This is a genomic window from Pseudemcibacter aquimaris, assembly GCF_028869115.1.
Classification (GTDB): domain Bacteria; phylum Pseudomonadota; class Alphaproteobacteria; order Sphingomonadales; family Emcibacteraceae; genus Pseudemcibacter; species Pseudemcibacter aquimaris.
Genome location: NZ_CP079800.1, coordinates 925,157 through 941,334, shown reverse-complemented (window position 1 = coordinate 941,334; position 16,178 = coordinate 925,157). Strand labels below are relative to the sequence as shown.

The following is a 16,178-nucleotide window of genomic DNA, read 5'->3' as shown; positions in this document are numbered from 1 at the left end:
AGTTCCCAAGAAGGCTCATCAGAAGGTCACCACGAAGGAGAAGGTCTCGCGGGTGGCTGCCGTTCGCACCAACGGCACTGTGTGCTCCAGCACCAGCAAGATGCCGGGATCGGTAATGTCTGCGCCTTGGAAATATTTCTGACCTTCCGGCAGATTTTCTGCCAATGCCGTATTCACCATGATGCCCAGCTCTCGAATGATCTCGCCGGGGCTGTCCTCAAAATCGAAGGTAAAACGCATATGCAGGTTATTGGTCGGCTGCTCAGAAGCGGTAAATCGGCCTGTTGGCGTCACCAGATCGCCTTGCTCATCGGGCACACAGAACACCACTTCATCAGCCATGCGTCTGCCGATCTCTGCAATAAGCTGACCGGCGCTGATATCTTCAGGGGGAGTATCCACCACATAAGAAACAAGCAGCGTGTCACTGGAGCCAATGTTACCTGCAGGAATTCGGCTGATCAGACCTGTGACGCTGTCAGCATTGTAATCAACACCTTGCGTATAGGTGGTTTGCTCATCCTGACTTTTGATAACCAGCTCTTTGATATAGGTCTGGCCAAGATCAATCTGGTCATCTGCAAATGAAAACTCTGCTGATTTATCATCTTCCCAATCTGGGTTTCCATTGCCCCATGCCAGATGAATGGGTTGTGTTTTGATACTGGCGGCCATGGCAGCGCGGCCAGATTGCGTCAAGATAGCCATGAATGATCCTCATATGTTTGGGTTGCATAAAAAATCCCGCCGCGAGCATGGAGCCCGGGCGGGATTGTTGTTTGATTGCGGATTTAAAAAAGCCGCTTAACTGGTTTGCGTATGCCTGCTTTGAACGATGGGTTGGGTCTCGTTCCAAGGTTGATTTAGGTGCATGTAGCCATGCCATCCATCAGCGTAGCGATATGCCGCATCTTCAAAGACGCTGCCACGGTGGTGTAAAACGTCGCTTGCATTCAAGTTACTTATCGGCGTTTTACCCAGATATTCACTCACGGCCTGCGATGTAATGTGCTGGTCGCTATATGGTTCCGGGTCACTCGTTACGCTCTGCCGATACGTCATCCTTGAGATGATATGACTGATATCGCGCCACGGGCGATCTAAATGCCGATGATCGTGCCAGCCATCTACACCGCGATATTGGCCATTACCAACATGGGTTTTGACAATAATAGGCTGCGGCGCATCTGCAACGGCATGCTTGTCTGAAAGTTTTGGCCAGCGGATCTGTTCGTCATAGCGACTGATCCGAAACACATCCGAAAACCCGCCAATCACAGGCTCATCGAAGGCACCTTCGGTTTTCGCTTCATGGCTTCGCAGGAAACGCTCATCAATCGGTATAGATTGTATGATCCACTGTTCCTCAGAAAGTAGGCTCTCATTCAATGTGAATGCTTGACCTGTCTCCATTGTTTCAGCAGGTGCAAAGCAGGCATTGATGTCACCAAGCACCCAACTGTCAGAGAGGACAATTTCTGCCTTGGCAAAACGGTAAACATCGCTGATGTCGTCTAGGGCCAGTGATATACCATGCAGATTGGCAGCGCTATATATCCGGCCATAGCCACCGCGATGATTAATGACATGTGGCTCGCTTTCACCAAGCTGCACCCGATCCAGTCTGTAGGTATCTGGCAGAACCGCCAGCGCCCATGAATGATGATCATGGTAATCCAAAAGCTCGGTTTTTGGCGCTGCTGCAAATGCTGCGTTAAAGCGGCCAAAAGATAGCACCGGACCATCGTCTGAAAGCCGATTACCTGAATAATCAGACAGCAAGTCACCCCACTGGCTTTGATCCAGAATAAACCGCCTGACATCATAGCGGTCGTTATACATTCTGGTCAGTCGCGTGCGGATGGGTGCAGAGAGCTTGGCAAGCTCAATAACCACATCAATAAACAAATCATTCGGGACATTGCCCTCAGCGCCGACCTGAAATTCGGCAAAATGCTCGCCGGGTACTTCTTCTTCGACATATACGCCCTCAAGTCCCGCCCATGACAGCGCAATCTTCAGAGATTCCGGCGTTCCGCGAATACGTTGCCATTGAACACCCTCAGCAATAGCGCGGCGCGGATCGGGTAACCAGCGCAGCAACTCTCCAAGGCCATATTCCCAGATCAATGCTGCCAAGAAGCTATCAGGAGGATGAAACTTGAATCCCCGCATTACTGCCGGGTCAATAGGATAATGGATTGAATCTACTACATCCTTTTCCGGTTCAGTAATATTGGGAGGCAATAGCGTCATTATCTGTCACGTCCTGCTAGGTTTAAATTCAAAGCCCCAACAGCTACACAAGCGTTTTCAGGGGCGATCACATTGTCTGTTGGCTGGGCAAGTTCCACGCGCTGTACGCCTTCTAAAAACAGATGGGCGATAATCCATGAGCGGGTTAAATCCCAACCAAGACCACGATTTTCATCGAATTTTTGAATAAAGCGTTGGCGTATTTCATCCATCACACTCTCTGGCGTTTCAGGATAGAGATAAATATCCGCGTCGATATCGACCTGAACGACATCACAAGGAACCACTTCCACCGTATCCGTCAGCACACGCGTATCATCTGCTCTTACTTTACTACTTACGATCTGCAGTAATTCATTGGATGGCAGGCCGTTTCCTTCGGAGGACAGAACAGCCACACGCACCAGACCTGCTGTCGGTGAATCTGCTCTGGCATCACGCACGCGCACATCTGATGATAAGGCATGGAAGCGATAATGGGCGCGACTGCCTGCGGTTGACCAGCCAACAATCTTTTCCTGAATGCGTTTTTTGAGAGCTGTATCATCCTCAGCTTCCAAGCGTTCAACACCATAAAAGGCGGCAAGATGTTCCAGATCATTGCCGCCTGCAAAAGCCAGAAGGTTGGCTCTGGCAGCATCATTCACCCGTTGGCGAATGAGAAGCTCGCGCCATGCTGCCACTTCCAATATTTTCATGGCCGGATCGCTCTCAAGCAGATTTTGGAACTCTGGATCACGGGCAGTCAAATCTTGTACCATACGGCTCAGAATATCCTCGTAATCCAAGCCCTCAATGATATCTGGCGGCTTCAATGCAGCGGTATTTAATGTCATACAATAATTCCATCCAATGTAATCGGCTTACCTTCTGGCAAATAAAAACCCCGCAAAAGCAGGGTTACTTGGCCTTTTCCGATATGTTCAATCTGCACCCGTTCCAATCGGAACCGATGCTCCCATTTGGCTAGCGCTTCTGCGGTTGCGGCAAACAGCTCAATGGCAAAATCATCCACCATTGGATTGTCGACCAGCTCAAATATGCGTGATCCATAATCCCGGCGCATCACCCGTGAGCCGATGGGAGTCGTTAAAATATCAATGATCGACTGTTTGAGATGATCAATCCCACTCAGGCGTTTACCTGTATGTTTGTTCATTCCATGCATGTTCAGCCTCCGGCAAAGACATTGGTGCTTCCTTGCGCGACACTGGAACCGCAATCGACCGGATCGCCGATCCGGCCACACTGCTTGCCGTTGATATAGACGGTTGATGACCCGGAAGCCAACTGTCCCGCGTGACAAGACGGACCACAACAATGCACCGCCCAAGCATCCCCATGGCGATGAACAGGAATACCATTCACATAGACATTGGGGCTGGCACTGACATTCGGTCTTGGCGGCCAGCAGCCATGTCCTGTGCAATTATCACCTAATCTTGTCACAGCGGGCATCGTTTTATCCTCTAGTTCAAATCAATTCGGCCACCTTGGGCGCTTATTCCAGCATCCGTGACAACCAGCTCCGACCCACCATTGGATAATCTGATGGCATCATCTGTCATAGTGATGCGAGAGGCACCAATGATCAGCTCAATACGCCCATCTGCATTCACATTCCCGGTGAGAATATGGGCTTTGCGGTCATAACGCAGAATAGAACCGTCTTTGTAGGCGACTTCATGAATATCTACGTCCTGATGCGCTGGAGCATGGTGAGCGCTATAAATGGCAGGCAGCACCACGGCTTGCGCTAGTTCCCCAGAAGGGGCCAGAAGCAACGCTTGTTCACCCACTTCCGGAGCCCACCATGTTTTATTGTCATGAGCTCGAACGGTGAGCCATGGCAGCCAGTGCGTGATAATGTCACCCATTTTCACTTTCACTTTGGCTTGTTCGTAGTCCGCCTCCACAATCGCAGCAATTTGTATAAGATTAGAAACACGCCGATCCAGCTCCGTTAATGCAAAATTTGTCTCCATCATAAGCCTGTCTCAGCTTCTGTTTCCGGTGCATGGTCGGCTCGAATATATTTGTCTTCATGCGCGGCACCGATATATGGCGCGAAGCCCACATATATTTCCGAGGGCACAATGCCATCATCGTCCCAAACAGACTCGCCAATATGGAATTCTTGCTCCCATTCCACCATCCAGACCTCATAAGCATCCAGATCAGGGCTAAAGCCGTCATTACCAATCGACACTAAAGCCGCTGGTTTGACGGGCAAGCCAAAGCTGTTTTTATGAATGATCCGTCCAACTTCTGCCGCTAACTCGCGCACGCGAAGCAGAGCGTTTGCTTGATCATCGACCGCACCAACTATGATGCGAGCTTCAAATCTTGCTATGTAGGCGATTTCATCGGTTCCCGGATCATCCCCGGGCTCAAGCGATGCCATGTCCACAAAGATTGCTGGCGCTTTGACCGCTTCGCGCAGTTTGGGATAGAAGCCAGATGTTTCTATACCTGGAATTTCAGCCATCAACGTATCAATAATGGCCTGATGCAAATCAGTGATAATGCTCATCAATGCACCTTCTAATTATGTTTGCGGCTGATGAAATTCAGCTCATGTTCAAAAAAGCGCCCAAAACGCTGCATGACTTCATCTCCTTTGCTGGCATCTTCCCATGCGCGGCTGGTAAAGCCGCCATAGTAAAAACCAAGCTCACGGATCGGCAGGCGAGCCTTCTGTTTGCGGCGGTAAATGCTGGTCTTCCCCGTAGAAGGCATGTGACCAACAAACCCGCCTTCAAAATAGAACTTGCCAGCTCGTGCGCCTTTGCCGCTTTCACGCATACGACCCAGCTCACTGGCAGGGATATGCTGATTGCGACTGGTTAGCATGGCTCTTAAGTTTCTCCGATTAGCATGCAGCATATGCATGCGTTTGCGGATGAGCTTCTGTGTCAGGCCCGTTTCACCACTGATGTGGCGAATGGTTTGAGTTTTTAGCCAGCGTGCTGTCTTGTTCAGGGCGCGGTACGCAGCGATTTGCACCAGCTTTTCCTGAACATCTAAGCTCAGTAGCGCATGTTCAATGCTGCCGCCATCATGTGCGTCTATTGAAAATACACTCATGATTCCTCCAATGCCTCCACATCCCAAGTATTGCGCTCATAATTACGAACAGGTTCGCCCATAATTTTATAGCGCAAGCTGTCTATGGCTATGATATGCCCCGGCAAAGGGCGCTCCACATCATCAGCAAGCAGCTCAAAGCGAGCGACATTGCCAACCATCTGTCCTGATCCCAGCTCATATTCTGTATCGCTGGCAAATTTCAGGACACGGAGAGAAAGTGAAGCGCCTCCGCTGGATTGATAGGTTGCATCCACACCTAAGTGTTTGAAACAATCACGCGTGGCGCGAGATAAAACCTCTCGAGCTGTCATAGCGCCTCCATTTCATCATTTATGATGCCTTGATTTTGACCAGAACCGCCGGACGTAAACATAACGGCAACGGATTTGACTGCGTGTGTAGGTCCGTACCACGCTCAAATTTACGCGATTCCTGTTTGGCATAGATTTCACGACCCAGCGTATTCACTGTTTCGTTAAAATCAGCAGGGGCAAAATAGGTGCGGAAGGTATTCAGCGTTCCCATCGGGAAAGCATGACCTTCGCCCTCAGCGATAAAGCGGCGGACATTGCCGTCGACATCACCAGCCTCTGCATTATATTCTTCAAAGGTGATGCCGCCGAAGGTAAAGCCATCACGCATATCATCACGAAGGGCGCGGCCTTCCTGCCAGCGTTCAAATGCCTCTTTCACACTGGCATGCCCGGTCAGCGCATCGAAAAACTCAGGGCTCACCAATGCGTGAATGGTCCGCATGACTTCGCCGCGCAGGCTTTTCTCAATATGCCGTTTTACTTCCAAGCACTTCTTTTTCACATTGGTGGATTCTGTCCCCAAGGCAAAATTGATAGTCTTGGCGGTGATCTCGAATTCATCATAGAGATTGACCAATTCAGAGCCGTCCGCATCAAGAATTGTGCCTTTGAGCGCACCAATACGAAGATGCTCAAGGGTAATGGCGTGTTTGTTCCGCATATCCTGCAAATGATCCGTGATAACATCGGATAAAGCCTGCAGCTCGTTTTCAGAACCAAAGGCGCGGATTCCTTGCACTTCCTCCGGCAACACCACATCATCATGTGGAATATGCGGAATATTAAAGCTCCGCAATTTGCGTTTGCCACGAACACCAACACTTCCGGGTGTACCGGGGGCTTGCGTTGGCAGCAGATTTAAAACGCCATTATTTTCCTCAATGGTGATATTACGCGTGCGGACAGGTTTATTGCGAAATAGACCAAGCTCACCCGCACGCCCATACATATTGGGCAGAATGTTGATACTGTCGGTTAGCGATGCCATGCTGAATGCAGGGTCATCAAAAGGGTTGTTCATAGACATTGGTTAAGCTCCTTTTCTAACTAGAATTCCAAGATTTTTGAGAGTGACGGTGGCAGCGGATAATTGTCCGGCAGTGATGCCTTCCGGCCAGACAAGTGCATCTTCCGAAACAATGGCATGGCGAGCCGCAATCCAGCTGGCGGTATCTGCGGCAGTTGCATCTATGCTTTCACAAAGAATGCCTGCTGGCGTTTCGCTGCCATCACTGGCAGACGGGTCGAACTGCACGACTTTGCCATCTGCGCTTACGCGCCCAATAACCGTACCGATGGATAGGTTTTGGCCGCTGGCAATAGTGACTTCCTCACGGGAATAGAGCTGATCTGCCTCATATTTTAGAATATCGCCCAAGCGAGCGGGCTCAGTAAGTGTGGTCATGATGAAATCTCCTTATGGGTTATGATTGGCTGATTTGAGCGCGTGCCTTGGCAGCTTTAACCACCGGGCTTTCTTCGCTTTCGCTCAGCTTGGCTGGCAGTGTTTGCGTATGAATTTCAGGCTGCTGATTGTTTTTTGCAGCCATCAGCTTCATGAGCTCATCTTTGGCCTGATCGGCGCTCAAACCTTGTTCGATAAATGCGCCAAGCTTCTCGGGCATGCCTGCAATCTCGCAGGCTTTGGATATCGCGGTGATTTCAGCACGCAAGGCTTCCTTGGCATTGCTTTGCGCCTGCGCCATCAACGCGTCTTTTTCCTGATCACTCAGGATGGTTTCTGATGCGCTCGCTTGCGTTACTCGCGTATCAGGTTCTTGTGTCTCAGCAGCTTGTGCTTCTGTTTTTTGGGTTTCCTGTGTCATGGTTTTCCTCATTCGTTTGGGTTGAACAGCTTTGGAGTTTTTGGCGGCCATTTCTTGTAAGGCGTCGCTGAATGTCATCACGCCATCGGCAAGCCCGGCATTCACCGCATCATTGCCAAAAAACAGCCCGGCTTCGGTGCCTGTTACCTTGGCTTCAGGCAAACCGCGATTGCGGGCGACTGTTCTGGTGAATAGCTGATAAAGCCGATTGATCTCACTCTGCAGCAGTGCTGCGGCTTCGCTGGTCAGCTCGTTATGGGGGTCAAAGTCATTTTTTCGTCCCCCGGCAAAGACCGTGGTGTATTTGACTCCGAGTTTTTCATCGAAAGCTGACTGATCCACATGGCTTGCAATCACGCCAATACTCCCAACACCGCCTGTGCGCGTGACAAAAACCTTCTCCGCCGCCGAGGCAAGAGCATACGCAGCAGAAAATGCATCATCATTGGCAACAGCCCAGATCGGTTTGTCATCGCGGGCTGCGTAAATCAGATCTGCAAGATCAAACAGTCCGGAGACTTCGCCACCGGGACTATCAATATCCAGCAAAATGCCAGTGACATCCGGATCATCGACAGCGCTTAAAAACTGCTCTTCCAATACTTCGTAGCTGCCGATGCCAAAAAAGGCATCAAAAGGACCAGCACGTTTAGATAGCGCCCCATGCACATCAATGATGGCAATCGAGTCCTGCATAGCAAAAAGCCGCCCATGATCAGGCGGCTTTGCATTGAGGAGTTGTCGTTCCGATATGGATTGAGCACTCAGCTTTTGTAAATGTTCAAACGCTTTTCGCTCAAGGCACATCGGACGGCCTGTCATTAGGCCACCGTAAGGGTGAGTAATGTCCATGTAAGTATCCTTTAAATTTTAGCGGGCTGTTTTGCCGTAGCGCGGGTCTGAGTCATATTTCAGTCCCAAACTATCTGCGCGGGCATTATCAGCCGCGATTTCTTTATCCACTTCTTCCACATCAAAACCGAGCTCAGAGACTACCTGAGAGCGACTTTTAACGCCGTTCTTCATAGCCATTTGATCTGCTTGTTGGTCTTTGAGTGGGTCAACCCATTCAAATCCCTGCGGTATCCATTTCACGCTGCGATATTTGAAACTGTTATCCGGCAAACTGATGCGGCCCGAGAGGAGTGCTAATTGAAACCACTTATTCCATACAGGGCGGCAGAGCTGAAATACCATCGTATGACGTTGTAGCATTTCACAACGTCTGCGAAATTCGATCATGCCAGCGCGGATGGAAGAATAATTTACGCCTGTAAGATCACCGCTCAGCTGTTCATATGTCAGTCCCATGCCAATCGCGATAAAACGCAGTTGCTGGCGCATGAACGTCTCATAGGATGAGCCAACATCTGACGGCGCAGAAAATTTAATATCCTCACCGGGCTCCAGCAGCTGCACCGTTCCCGGTTCCAGCTCAGCCAAGGCCAGACCTGCTTCATCCTCCGGGCCTTCACCCATCAGGTTTCCCTCTGGATCAAGCCTTGTGATAAAGGCAGCAAACAGCGCCGCCGTTTTCTTTCTTACCAGCTCTGCATCATCATATTGTTCCAGCTCATAGAGCTTTAACAGTACCTTTGACAGCCACGGCACACCGCGAATTTGTCCAACTCGCAGCGGTTTATAGATGTGTAATATCTCATCGGCAGGCACACGGATCGTTTCGCCTTTGGAAAACAGGCTCTGTTCTCCGGGATGTTCCTGATAAAGGTGATACGCTGCTCGTTCATTATCAGGGGTAAACTCAATCCCGCTTTTAATCACATTACCATTGGATAAACGCTGATTAAGCGTGTCATTCAAATGTTCAGATTCAAGGGCTTGTAACTGTAACGGCACCGATAAATTCTTATCTGGCCGCACGCGCATCCGCACAAAACATTCACCGCCTTCCATCATGGATTGGCAAACCAGCGCTTGCAGGCCATAAAAATCACAGGTGCCTGTAATATCAGCCTCATCCTTCCATTCCAGCCATAGCTCCTGTAACTCTTCCTTAAAGGCAGAGTCTGGCGCTTTGGATTGCGGTTTGATGCCAGTGCCGATGCAATTAACAACCATTGCCTCAATGGCGTTGCTGGCAACCGGATTGTTTCGTACTGCATTGCGTGAACGGGTCCGCAAGATGGCAAGACTGGCAGCAAGCAGGCTGTTCACGGACTCACTACTGGGCCACCAGTTTTTTAGGCGTTTCCCATGACCCGCAGCATCCCATGCATTGCCCAGAATATCAGGCTTGCGGCTTCTAAAGCGCGGCATCATCTTTTTGACTGTCTGTAACAATGCCATAGGCGTTAGGTTCCTTTATTTGAGATGATCTGTATCCGGCGTTTCTTTCCAGCCTTTCTGCCTTTCACTTGCGCGTTGATCCGGTCGCGCAAGGCAACCAGATCGCTCAGCTCAATATCTTTGTATTTGACCACATGGCCGTCATGGGCGACCTGCACAACGCGTTCGCCTGCCACCAATTTGGCCAGCGCGTCATTGACCTGCTGTAAATCGTCTTCGGTGTAAGCCATTCCTGTTATCCCATAATGCTACTGCGCGATTTACGTCTTCGCGTATTTCGCGTGATTGATTTTGACGGTGCGGACTGAGGTCTAACAGTGTTGGATATTTTGGTTTCACCCATCACCTGCGCCTGCAGTTTCTGCCAGCGGCTGTCACTCCACAGTTCCACACCCAGCGCAATAGCGGCTGCACGCGCATATATCCGGCAATCCAGCGCTTCGTTACGATCACGCGTTTTTTGCCATTCCCGTTTCGGATAGCCTTTGACAATACGTGTCACCAACTGCTCGGCGGTGAGCTGTTTGAAAAACTCCATATCGTATTTGGGAAAATGGCAGTAACCATTGGGCAGACTACCATCCTCATTCAGTGTCAAATTCAGCCAGTTATAAAGCTCGGATTTCAGCAATGATACGCCCACAGGCCAGACGCGCACGCCACGGCGCAGCTTCTTACCCTTACTGGTCACATCAACTTTGCTCGGCGTGCCAAGCGGCGCAACAGAGCGGTCCTGTCCTTTAATTGCCATGATGCGAGAGACAGGCTTTTTACGCACCCAGTCATAGACTTCCTGCGTGGCATAGCCGGAATCCACCGCCGTCATCAGAACACTTAAACTCGCGCCTGACGCATGGCGGTATTGCTTGCCTGTGATCTCGCCGTAAACCTTTTCCCGAAAGGCGGGATCAGCGATATCACCATAAAAAATACGATAATCAACAGACCAGCTATGTTTATCCAAGCCCCACGCAACAATCTCAGCCTCAATCCGGTCGCGCTGCACATCAACGCCAGCGGTTAAAAACAATCCACCTTCCGGCACTGTGCCGATGGCATAGTCTTCGGAGCGTTCATATAAACGCTCCCATTCGGGGGCATCGTGATCTTCTTCAAACGGCTCGCCCAGCACCGTGTTGACAAAACTCTTCATCAACTCCGGATGTTCTTTGGCTTGCTCGAACATGGCCGCCGCATCAGACCAGCTAAACCAGCCAACGGGGCTATAAAGCGAGGAAAGATGATAGCCAACCGTAATGCCGTCGCCGTCACTGCTGGAAACCCAGCGACCATTTTCCAGCATTTCTGTTTTATGATGCTCAGCAATCAGCTTGTCGCAGGACTCGCACTGGTACGACACATTCGACGGGTAACCTTCTTCCCAACGCAGCTGAGTGAATCTTAGCGGTTGCTCATGTCCACAATGCGGGCATGGCACATGGAAATAGCGCTGATCTGAATGCTCAAATTCTCTGGCAATGCGCGAAACTCCTTTCAGTGTTGGTGTGCTCACAAGAAAAACCTTACGTCGCCCCTGAAAAGTGGCGCTCCGGCGCTCTGCCAGCATGATAGGATCACCTTCACCTTCGACATCGCCGGGATAGCCATCCACTTCATCCATAAATAAGTATCGCGCAGGCATAGAGCGTAAGCCCACCGCCGAATTTGCGCCTGTCATCACCAAGACGCCGCCCGGAAACTCTTTTGAGAGAACCGTATTGCCAGAATCCCGCGAGCGAGCAGGCTTTACGCGCTTGCTTAGCTCCGTTGAATCCTCCAAAAGCGGATCAATACGCTGTTTAGAGTTCCGTTTCGCCATTTCCACCGTGGGCGCAACAGCCATCATTGGGCCGGGAGCCATATGGATGACGTAACCAATCCAGTTATTGCCAGCCTCAGTGCCGCCAATCTGAGCACCTTTCATGAAAACCACACGCTGCGCCCGTTTATGGGGTGACAGCTGATCCATGATCTCACGCAAATATGGCGTGCGCTCAGTGCGCCATAGCCCCGGTTCTGCAGCTGATTTTGGCGAAAGCACACGGTATTTATCGGACCATTCCGAGATGGTCATAAATGCGTCTGGTTTTAATCCTTCATTCCAAGCCTGTTCAATTGTTTCATATCCATCGTACAAAGCGCCGTCATATCCATTAGTGTTTGAAGTGTGTTTTAAGCTCTCCCAATTCTTCCAAGTGTTCACGGACATAGCGCTCCAACGTCACATGTAAGGTATGGGCATCGGTCTCGAGTTCGGCAGCCATCTGGCTTGAAATCCTTGCAGGCCATGTTTGCCATGCATCACGTTCCTGACGCGCAAGGCGAAATACGTGAGCAATGGCCTCACTGCGGTCGATGAGCTCACCCTTTAATTGCTTGAGGCGCACCCGGTTGGTTTGCGCCTTTAAAACCTCATTGGCGGTTTTGGCCTGCATGTAGGTCGTGCCGCCCGATGAAAATGGGGTGCCGCTTTCCTTTAAGGTGTCTTCAACAGCTTCCACCGCAGCCGCAGGCACTGGTTTGGTCTTTGCCGTCCGCTTTGTTTGTGGCTTGGCCGTGTTGGATGACCATTCCTGATCAGCGCGTTCCACATCAATGGTGCCATCAGGCTCAGCAGTAATTCGGCCTTGTTTCAACGCCTTTCTGACGGCGGTGTCGCTGACACCGCGCTGCCTTGCATATTCTCGGATCGATACGCCCATATTCTTCGATTAATCCCCTGAATTGACTTGATAAGCCTTGGTTTCCAAGCGTTCATGAACATGTCAACGAGCAAAGGAGCAACCATGACAAACAACATAAAACACACCCCAAAAGACCAAATACTGGCGCAGATCGCCAAAGTCGAGCTGCACCTTGAAACCTTGGAGACCCGCAAGAGCGACAGCCTTGATTTTCATGACTGCGCGGTCTGGTGCATCAAATCTGCATTAGAAGCCGCTTATGAAGCGGGCCAACAATCTACCGCCAAAGGAGGTAAGTAATGAGTAAGACCACCAAACAAGCACAGATCATCGAAACACTCAGCACCAAGGAAGGAGCCAGCATCGATGAGATGATGAAACTGACGGGCTGGCAAAAACATACGGTGCGCGGCGTTTTATCCCGGGTCATCAAAAAGCTCGAAGGCTTTGAGCTGAGCTCGGAAAAACAAGACGCTGACCGCCGTTATTACCTTAAACCAACCGAGAAAAAGGAAACCCAAGCATGAGCAACCAAAATCCCATTATCAATAACGCCATCCAAGCCAACATGAACGCCATGCGTGACATGCTGGAAAAAGCTGCCACTCTTGCAAAAGAGGGCTGCGGTTACATGGATGACGGCAATCGCAACGCTGCCATCGGTTCCATCATCGACCTTGATCGGCTGCTTGGCGATGCCAAAGCGTTACACGAAGCGTCACTCGCCCTCCACAGGCAGTGAGGCTTCGGCCTTACCGCCAAGACGATCTTTTTCAATAGCCTTAAATTCCTGATCGGTACCAGATAGCGTTGCCTGTAATCCGGTCATTTCCTGCCAGCGCCGCACAATCACATCCACATATTTGGGATCAAGCTCAATCAATCGCGCCTGTCGCCCGGTATGTTCTGCAGCAATCAGCGTTGAGCCAGAACCGCCAAACGGATCGAGCACAATATCCAGCGTTTTGCTGGAATTTTTAATCCCGCGCACCACCAGATCAACGGGCTTCATAGTAGGGTGAAGATCGTTCTTCTGTGGTTTGTTATAAAACCAGACATCACCCTGATCACGCGCACCGCACCAATAGCGGTCATTGCCATCTTTCCAGCCATAGAGGATGGGCTCATATTGGCGCTGATAGTCAGAGCGACCAAGGGTGAAAGTATTCTTCGCCCATATGATAAAAGTCGACCATTTGCCACCAGCATTGCGGAAGGCGCTTTGCAGCGTATCCAGCTCACTGGAACTCATGCAGATGTAAAGAGCGCCCTTGGTATGATCCAGCATATTTTTGCAGGCTGCGGTTAAAAATGCCTCAAAGTCATCGCCCAGATTATCATTCATAATCTTGCGTCCGGCTTTGGAGCGCAGCTTGTCTTTGGCTGTATCGCCGTAATTCACATTATAGGGTGGATCGGTAAAGACCATGTCGGCCAGCTCACCAGCCATCAGTTTTTCCATGTCGGCCTCGCTTGTGGAATCGCCGCAGAGCAAACGGTGCTCACCCATAATCCAGATATCGCCTGTACGGCTGACAGGATTTTCCTGTACTTCTGGAATGTTTTCATCAAGTGCGGCTGCTTCATCGTCATTCAGTGATGCCAACAAATCATCCAACTCCACATCGTCAAAGCCCAGCAGATCAAGATCGAAATCTTCATCGGCAAGATTTTGTAATTCTAATCGCAGCAATTCTTCATCCCATCCGGCATTCTCGGCGATTTTGTTATCGGCAATCACCAAGGCGCGGCGCTGGTTTTCTGTCAGGTGATCCAACTTGATGGTCGGAACGGTTTGCAGACCCAGCTTTTTCGCCGCCATCACGCGACCATGCCCTGCGATGATGACATTATCACCACCCACCAGAACAGGGTTCACAAATCCAAATTCAGCAATCGATCCTGCAATCTGTGCGATCTGTGACTCGCTATGTGTGCGGGCGTTGCGGGCATAGGGAACCAGCTGCTCCAGCGCTATTTGCTGAACATTCAAATCCATTGTTAAACCTTTTATCTGTTATCGACGTGCGAACCCGGGTGCGAACTGCGAACCATTTTTTATGCTCTGCCGCTAGGCAAATCCCGCGCGCACGCCGCCCGCTTTTCCTATTCGCTAGGAAGGACCCGTGGAATTGTGGGGATATCAGGGGGATGGCTCGGGCACAAAAAAGCCGCATGCAAGATGACCTGCAGCGGCTCGCTTTAATCTCATTTTATCGGAACAAGTGCGTTGCCTGCACTGCTCCCGATTATGCTTCTAAGAATAGCGAAAAATGTTGCAAGTGTCGAATACTAAAGTGTTGCAACACTTTTACTTCTGTCCAGCATTCAAGCGAGCCGCAATTTTTGCCAAGGCCACATTCCATTTGCGCCATGCTGTGCTGCGATCACAGCCCAGCTCCCAACAAATTGTTTTCCAGCGTCTGCGAGCGGCGCGATGCCAGATCAAACGACGCTCCTCCACATCAACCCATGTAATCCAGCGCAGTGTTTGTTCCATGCGTGAGATGGCATCTGGTGTTGCCCGCAAGCGAAGCGGCATGGGTTCACCTGCCGCAATCTCTTCCGGGGTGCGGACAATCTCGGGCCATGCATTGAAATAGCCTTGCGCCCGCACAGGCGGTAGCTTTTTCAAAGTAGAAATAGATTCTTCAAATTGACCTGCCACGTCCTTTTCAGTCCAGTTATGCTCCATAAGCGCCTCCGTTGTTATTGATGATTTCGTTTAAAATTGCTGCATATCCTGCGACATCGACCATGCTGTCATGATGCTTGGAATTGCTATTTAGTCGAGCTAACTTCAGCTCAATCAGGCAGAGCACAACCTGTGCAGCGGTCACCTCTATGCCCAATGTCAGCGACCAGCGTTTGGCCACGTTTTCGAATAGCGTGTGCGGCGAGCCGTAGCTTTCACCACGCTCTGCCAGTGTCCGTGTCGCTTGTTCCAAAAGTCGGTTGGCATGTCTCATGACTGGCCTCCTATCATTTGCTCACGGGCAAAATGCAGGAGAGCCAGCGCATCGGCTTCGTTGTCATCTTCGGGCAGATGGCCGAGGGCTTTGACAGCTTCAATAACAGCCTGTTTGCCAGCATTGCCTTTGCCAGTGATGAACTTCTTGATCGTTCCGACCGGAACGCCTTCGTAAGGGATGCTGTGCTCCTCACACCATGCGGTGAGTGAAGCCAGAAAGCCGCCATAAGCATGGGCTGCGTCCACACCAAGGTGCCTGCGGACTTCTTCGAAATAAACTGCATTGATCTCGCCCGATACATCACGGGTTTCATTTAGCCAGCGTTCAAAGCGCAGGTAACGCATACCGCCACCCTCAAAACGACGGGGACGAAAATGCGCTGTGCCGCTCATGATGCGTCCATGTTTGTTGGAAAGCGCCCATCCAGTGGCTGTGCCCAGATCGAGACTGAGCAAAATGGGTTGATTGGTTTTTTCCATGGAGACCTCCTGTTTGGTTGTTGGGAAAGATGAAGTGAGCACACACAAAACCCTCGACCGGGGAGAGTTGCCCCCATAGGGGCACTCTCTCCCGTAGGGAGAGGGAGTCTTTTTCCTAAACACTTCCAAACTGGCTAAACCTTGAAATAAAAGGCTTTCCCGCCAGTTTGGGCAGTTTGGAACGAAACTGGATGACCAAAACTGGAATCTGGCACGAAACTGCGCTGAAACCGTTGATATGGTTGGCGTT

General features: G+C 50.6%; 23 protein-coding genes. 3 read left to right on the top strand and 20 right to left on the bottom strand.

Features of this window, described 5'->3' with window-relative positions; all coding sequences use genetic code 11:
* Window positions 1–18: 18 nt before the first annotated feature.
* From KW060_RS04610 to KW060_RS04535, 16 genes are all read right to left on the bottom strand, one after another.
* A complete protein-coding gene (locus tag KW060_RS04610; protein WP_249035200.1) occupies window positions 19–708 on the bottom strand; it encodes a hypothetical protein in 690 nt (229 codons plus the stop codon).
* A gap of 96 nt (window positions 709–804) precedes the next feature.
* Window positions 805–2,256 (bottom strand): phage tail protein, encoded by a 1,452-nt coding sequence (locus KW060_RS04605; RefSeq protein WP_249035199.1) that lies wholly within the window; start codon window positions 2,254–2,256, stop codon window positions 805–807.
* Window positions 2,256–3,071 (bottom strand): baseplate assembly protein, encoded by an 816-nt coding sequence (locus KW060_RS04600; RefSeq protein WP_420833176.1) that lies wholly within the window; start codon window positions 3,069–3,071, stop codon window positions 2,256–2,258. The genes KW060_RS04605 and KW060_RS04600 overlap by 1 nt, the downstream gene beginning before the upstream one ends.
* A gap of 17 nt (window positions 3,072–3,088) precedes the next feature.
* The gene (locus KW060_RS04595) at window positions 3,089–3,424 is read right to left on the bottom strand and encodes a GPW/gp25 family protein (RefSeq protein ID WP_249035197.1); all 336 of its coding nucleotides are present in this window, start codon (window positions 3,422–3,424) and stop codon (window positions 3,089–3,091) included.
* A 2-nt stretch (window positions 3,425–3,426) separates the two neighbouring features.
* On the bottom strand, window positions 3,427–3,714 hold the full coding sequence (locus KW060_RS04590; RefSeq protein WP_420833154.1) for a PAAR domain-containing protein: 288 nt from the start codon (window positions 3,712–3,714) through the stop codon (window positions 3,427–3,429).
* A gap of 11 nt (window positions 3,715–3,725) precedes the next feature.
* Window positions 3,726–4,241, bottom strand: a complete 516-nt coding sequence (locus tag KW060_RS04585; protein ID WP_250646679.1) for a phage baseplate assembly protein V — start codon at window positions 4,239–4,241, stop codon at window positions 3,726–3,728.
* Window positions 4,241–4,789: a hypothetical protein gene (locus tag KW060_RS04580; RefSeq protein WP_249035194.1), complete on the bottom strand. Its 549-nt coding sequence runs from the start codon at window positions 4,787–4,789 to the stop codon at window positions 4,241–4,243. Before KW060_RS04580 ends, KW060_RS04585 begins: the two co-directional genes overlap by 1 nt.
* Window positions 4,790–4,800: 11 nt before the next feature.
* A complete protein-coding gene (locus KW060_RS04575) occupies window positions 4,801–5,343 on the bottom strand; it encodes a phage tail protein (protein WP_249035193.1) in 543 nt (180 codons plus the stop codon).
* Window positions 5,340–5,657, bottom strand: a complete 318-nt coding sequence (locus KW060_RS04570; protein WP_249035192.1) for a head-tail joining protein — start codon at window positions 5,655–5,657, stop codon at window positions 5,340–5,342. Before KW060_RS04570 ends, KW060_RS04575 begins: the two co-directional genes overlap by 4 nt.
* Window positions 5,658–5,676: 19 nt before the next feature.
* The gene (locus tag KW060_RS04565; RefSeq protein ID WP_420833175.1) at window positions 5,677–6,681 is read right to left on the bottom strand and encodes a major capsid protein; all 1,005 of its coding nucleotides are present in this window, start codon (window positions 6,679–6,681) and stop codon (window positions 5,677–5,679) included.
* Window positions 6,682–6,690: 9 nt separating this feature from the next.
* Window positions 6,691–7,065 carry a head decoration protein gene (locus KW060_RS04560; RefSeq protein ID WP_249035190.1) on the bottom strand — a complete coding sequence of 125 codons (375 nt, stop codon included), beginning with the start codon at window positions 7,063–7,065 and terminating at the stop codon, window positions 6,691–6,693.
* Window positions 7,066–7,084: 19 nt separating this feature from the next.
* A complete protein-coding gene (locus tag KW060_RS04555) occupies window positions 7,085–8,308 on the bottom strand; it encodes a S49 family peptidase (RefSeq protein ID WP_249035189.1) in 1,224 nt (407 codons plus the stop codon).
* A 48-nt stretch (window positions 8,309–8,356) separates the two neighbouring features.
* Window positions 8,357–9,793, bottom strand: a complete 1,437-nt coding sequence (locus KW060_RS04550; RefSeq protein WP_249035188.1) for a phage portal protein — start codon at window positions 9,791–9,793, stop codon at window positions 8,357–8,359.
* Window positions 9,794–9,798: 5 nt separating this feature from the next.
* The gene (gene gpW, locus KW060_RS04545) at window positions 9,799–10,023 is read right to left on the bottom strand and encodes a gpW family head-tail joining protein (protein WP_249035187.1); all 225 of its coding nucleotides are present in this window, start codon (window positions 10,021–10,023) and stop codon (window positions 9,799–9,801) included.
* Window positions 10,024–10,028: 5 nt separating this feature from the next.
* On the bottom strand, window positions 10,029–11,867 hold the full coding sequence (locus tag KW060_RS04540) for a phage terminase large subunit family protein (protein ID WP_420833174.1): 1,839 nt from the start codon (window positions 11,865–11,867) through the stop codon (window positions 10,029–10,031).
* Between the two features lie 79 nt (window positions 11,868–11,946).
* Window positions 11,947–12,495 (bottom strand): elements of external origin, encoded by a 549-nt coding sequence (locus KW060_RS04535; protein WP_249035185.1) that lies wholly within the window; start codon window positions 12,493–12,495, stop codon window positions 11,947–11,949.
* Between the two features lie 84 nt (window positions 12,496–12,579).
* Here KW060_RS04535 and KW060_RS04530 point away from each other — a divergent pair, with 84 nt between their 5' ends.
* Genes KW060_RS04530 through KW060_RS04520 form a run of 3 tightly spaced genes read left to right on the top strand, consistent with a single transcriptional unit; the run spans window position 12,580 to window position 13,219 of the window.
* Window positions 12,580–12,777 carry a DUF6900 domain-containing protein gene (locus tag KW060_RS04530; RefSeq protein ID WP_249035184.1) on the top strand — a complete coding sequence of 66 codons (198 nt, stop codon included), beginning with the start codon at window positions 12,580–12,582 and terminating at the stop codon, window positions 12,775–12,777.
* Window positions 12,777–13,004, top strand: a complete 228-nt coding sequence (locus KW060_RS04525; protein WP_249035183.1) for a DUF3489 domain-containing protein — start codon at window positions 12,777–12,779, stop codon at window positions 13,002–13,004. The genes KW060_RS04530 and KW060_RS04525 overlap by 1 nt, the downstream gene beginning before the upstream one ends.
* Window positions 13,001–13,219 carry a hypothetical protein gene (locus KW060_RS04520; RefSeq protein WP_249035182.1) on the top strand — a complete coding sequence of 73 codons (219 nt, stop codon included), beginning with the start codon at window positions 13,001–13,003 and terminating at the stop codon, window positions 13,217–13,219. The genes KW060_RS04525 and KW060_RS04520 overlap by 4 nt, the downstream gene beginning before the upstream one ends.
* Here KW060_RS04520 and KW060_RS04515 read toward each other — a convergent pair.
* The 4 genes from KW060_RS04515 to KW060_RS04500 form a co-directional block, all read right to left on the bottom strand.
* On the bottom strand, window positions 13,196–14,476 hold the full coding sequence (locus KW060_RS04515; protein ID WP_249035181.1) for a site-specific DNA-methyltransferase: 1,281 nt from the start codon (window positions 14,474–14,476) through the stop codon (window positions 13,196–13,198). The two genes, KW060_RS04520 and KW060_RS04515, sit on opposite strands and share 24 nt — an antisense overlap.
* Window positions 14,477–14,788: 312 nt before the next feature.
* Window positions 14,789–15,172 carry a DUF6362 family protein gene (locus KW060_RS04510; protein ID WP_249035180.1) on the bottom strand — a complete coding sequence of 128 codons (384 nt, stop codon included), beginning with the start codon at window positions 15,170–15,172 and terminating at the stop codon, window positions 14,789–14,791.
* Window positions 15,162–15,446 (bottom strand): DUF6378 domain-containing protein, encoded by a 285-nt coding sequence (locus KW060_RS04505; protein WP_249035179.1) that lies wholly within the window; start codon window positions 15,444–15,446, stop codon window positions 15,162–15,164. Before KW060_RS04505 ends, KW060_RS04510 begins: the two co-directional genes overlap by 11 nt.
* Window positions 15,443–15,928 (bottom strand): crossover junction endodeoxyribonuclease RuvC, encoded by a 486-nt coding sequence (locus tag KW060_RS04500; protein WP_249035178.1) that lies wholly within the window; start codon window positions 15,926–15,928, stop codon window positions 15,443–15,445. Before KW060_RS04500 ends, KW060_RS04505 begins: the two co-directional genes overlap by 4 nt.
* Window positions 15,929–16,178 lie beyond the last annotated feature (250 nt).

What these genes read in the sequence shown, in the direction of transcription:
- KW060_RS04610 (WP_249035200.1), bottom strand. Translation starts at nt 708, where the DNA reads ATGGCTATCTTGACGCAATCTGGCCGCGCTGCCATGGCCGCCAGTATC.
- KW060_RS04605 (WP_249035199.1), bottom strand. Translation starts at nt 2,256, where the DNA reads ATGACGCTATTGCCTCCCAATATTACTGAACCGGAAAAGGATGTAGTA.
- KW060_RS04595 (WP_249035197.1), bottom strand. Translation starts at nt 3,424, where the DNA reads ATGCATGGAATGAACAAACATACAGGTAAACGCCTGAGTGGGATTGAT.
- KW060_RS04590 (WP_420833154.1), bottom strand. Translation starts at nt 3,714, where the DNA reads ATGCCCGCTGTGACAAGATTAGGTGATAATTGCACAGGACATGGCTGC.
- KW060_RS04585 (WP_250646679.1), bottom strand. Translation starts at nt 4,241, where the DNA reads ATGGAGACAAATTTTGCATTAACGGAGCTGGATCGGCGTGTTTCTAAT.
- KW060_RS04580 (WP_249035194.1), bottom strand. Translation starts at nt 4,789, where the DNA reads ATGAGCATTATCACTGATTTGCATCAGGCCATTATTGATACGTTGATG.
- KW060_RS04575 (WP_249035193.1), bottom strand. Translation starts at nt 5,343, where the DNA reads ATGAGTGTATTTTCAATAGACGCACATGATGGCGGCAGCATTGAACAT.
- KW060_RS04570 (WP_249035192.1), bottom strand. Translation starts at nt 5,657, where the DNA reads ATGACAGCTCGAGAGGTTTTATCTCGCGCCACGCGTGATTGTTTCAAA.
- KW060_RS04565 (WP_420833175.1), bottom strand. Translation starts at nt 6,681, where the DNA reads ATGAACAACCCTTTTGATGACCCTGCATTCAGCATGGCATCGCTAACC.
- KW060_RS04560 (WP_249035190.1), bottom strand. Translation starts at nt 7,065, where the DNA reads ATGACCACACTTACTGAGCCCGCTCGCTTGGGCGATATTCTAAAATAT.
- KW060_RS04555 (WP_249035189.1), bottom strand. Translation starts at nt 8,308, where the DNA reads ATGACAGGCCGTCCGATGTGCCTTGAGCGAAAAGCGTTTGAACATTTA.
- KW060_RS04550 (WP_249035188.1), bottom strand. Translation starts at nt 9,793, where the DNA reads ATGGCATTGTTACAGACAGTCAAAAAGATGATGCCGCGCTTTAGAAGC.
- gpW (WP_249035187.1), bottom strand. Translation starts at nt 10,023, where the DNA reads ATGGCTTACACCGAAGACGATTTACAGCAGGTCAATGACGCGCTGGCC.
- KW060_RS04540 (WP_420833174.1), bottom strand. Translation starts at nt 11,867, where the DNA reads ATGACCATCTCGGAATGGTCCGATAAATACCGTGTGCTTTCGCCAAAA.
- KW060_RS04535 (WP_249035185.1), bottom strand. Translation starts at nt 12,495, where the DNA reads ATGGGCGTATCGATCCGAGAATATGCAAGGCAGCGCGGTGTCAGCGAC.
- KW060_RS04530 (WP_249035184.1), top strand. Translation starts at nt 12,580, where the DNA reads ATGACAAACAACATAAAACACACCCCAAAAGACCAAATACTGGCGCAG.
- KW060_RS04525 (WP_249035183.1), top strand. Translation starts at nt 12,777, where the DNA reads ATGAGTAAGACCACCAAACAAGCACAGATCATCGAAACACTCAGCACC.
- KW060_RS04520 (WP_249035182.1), top strand. Translation starts at nt 13,001, where the DNA reads ATGAGCAACCAAAATCCCATTATCAATAACGCCATCCAAGCCAACATG.
- KW060_RS04515 (WP_249035181.1), bottom strand. Translation starts at nt 14,476, where the DNA reads ATGGATTTGAATGTTCAGCAAATAGCGCTGGAGCAGCTGGTTCCCTAT.
- KW060_RS04510 (WP_249035180.1), bottom strand. Translation starts at nt 15,172, where the DNA reads ATGGAGCATAACTGGACTGAAAAGGACGTGGCAGGTCAATTTGAAGAA.
- KW060_RS04505 (WP_249035179.1), bottom strand. Translation starts at nt 15,446, where the DNA reads ATGAGACATGCCAACCGACTTTTGGAACAAGCGACACGGACACTGGCA.
- KW060_RS04500 (WP_249035178.1), bottom strand. Translation starts at nt 15,928, where the DNA reads ATGGAAAAAACCAATCAACCCATTTTGCTCAGTCTCGATCTGGGCACA.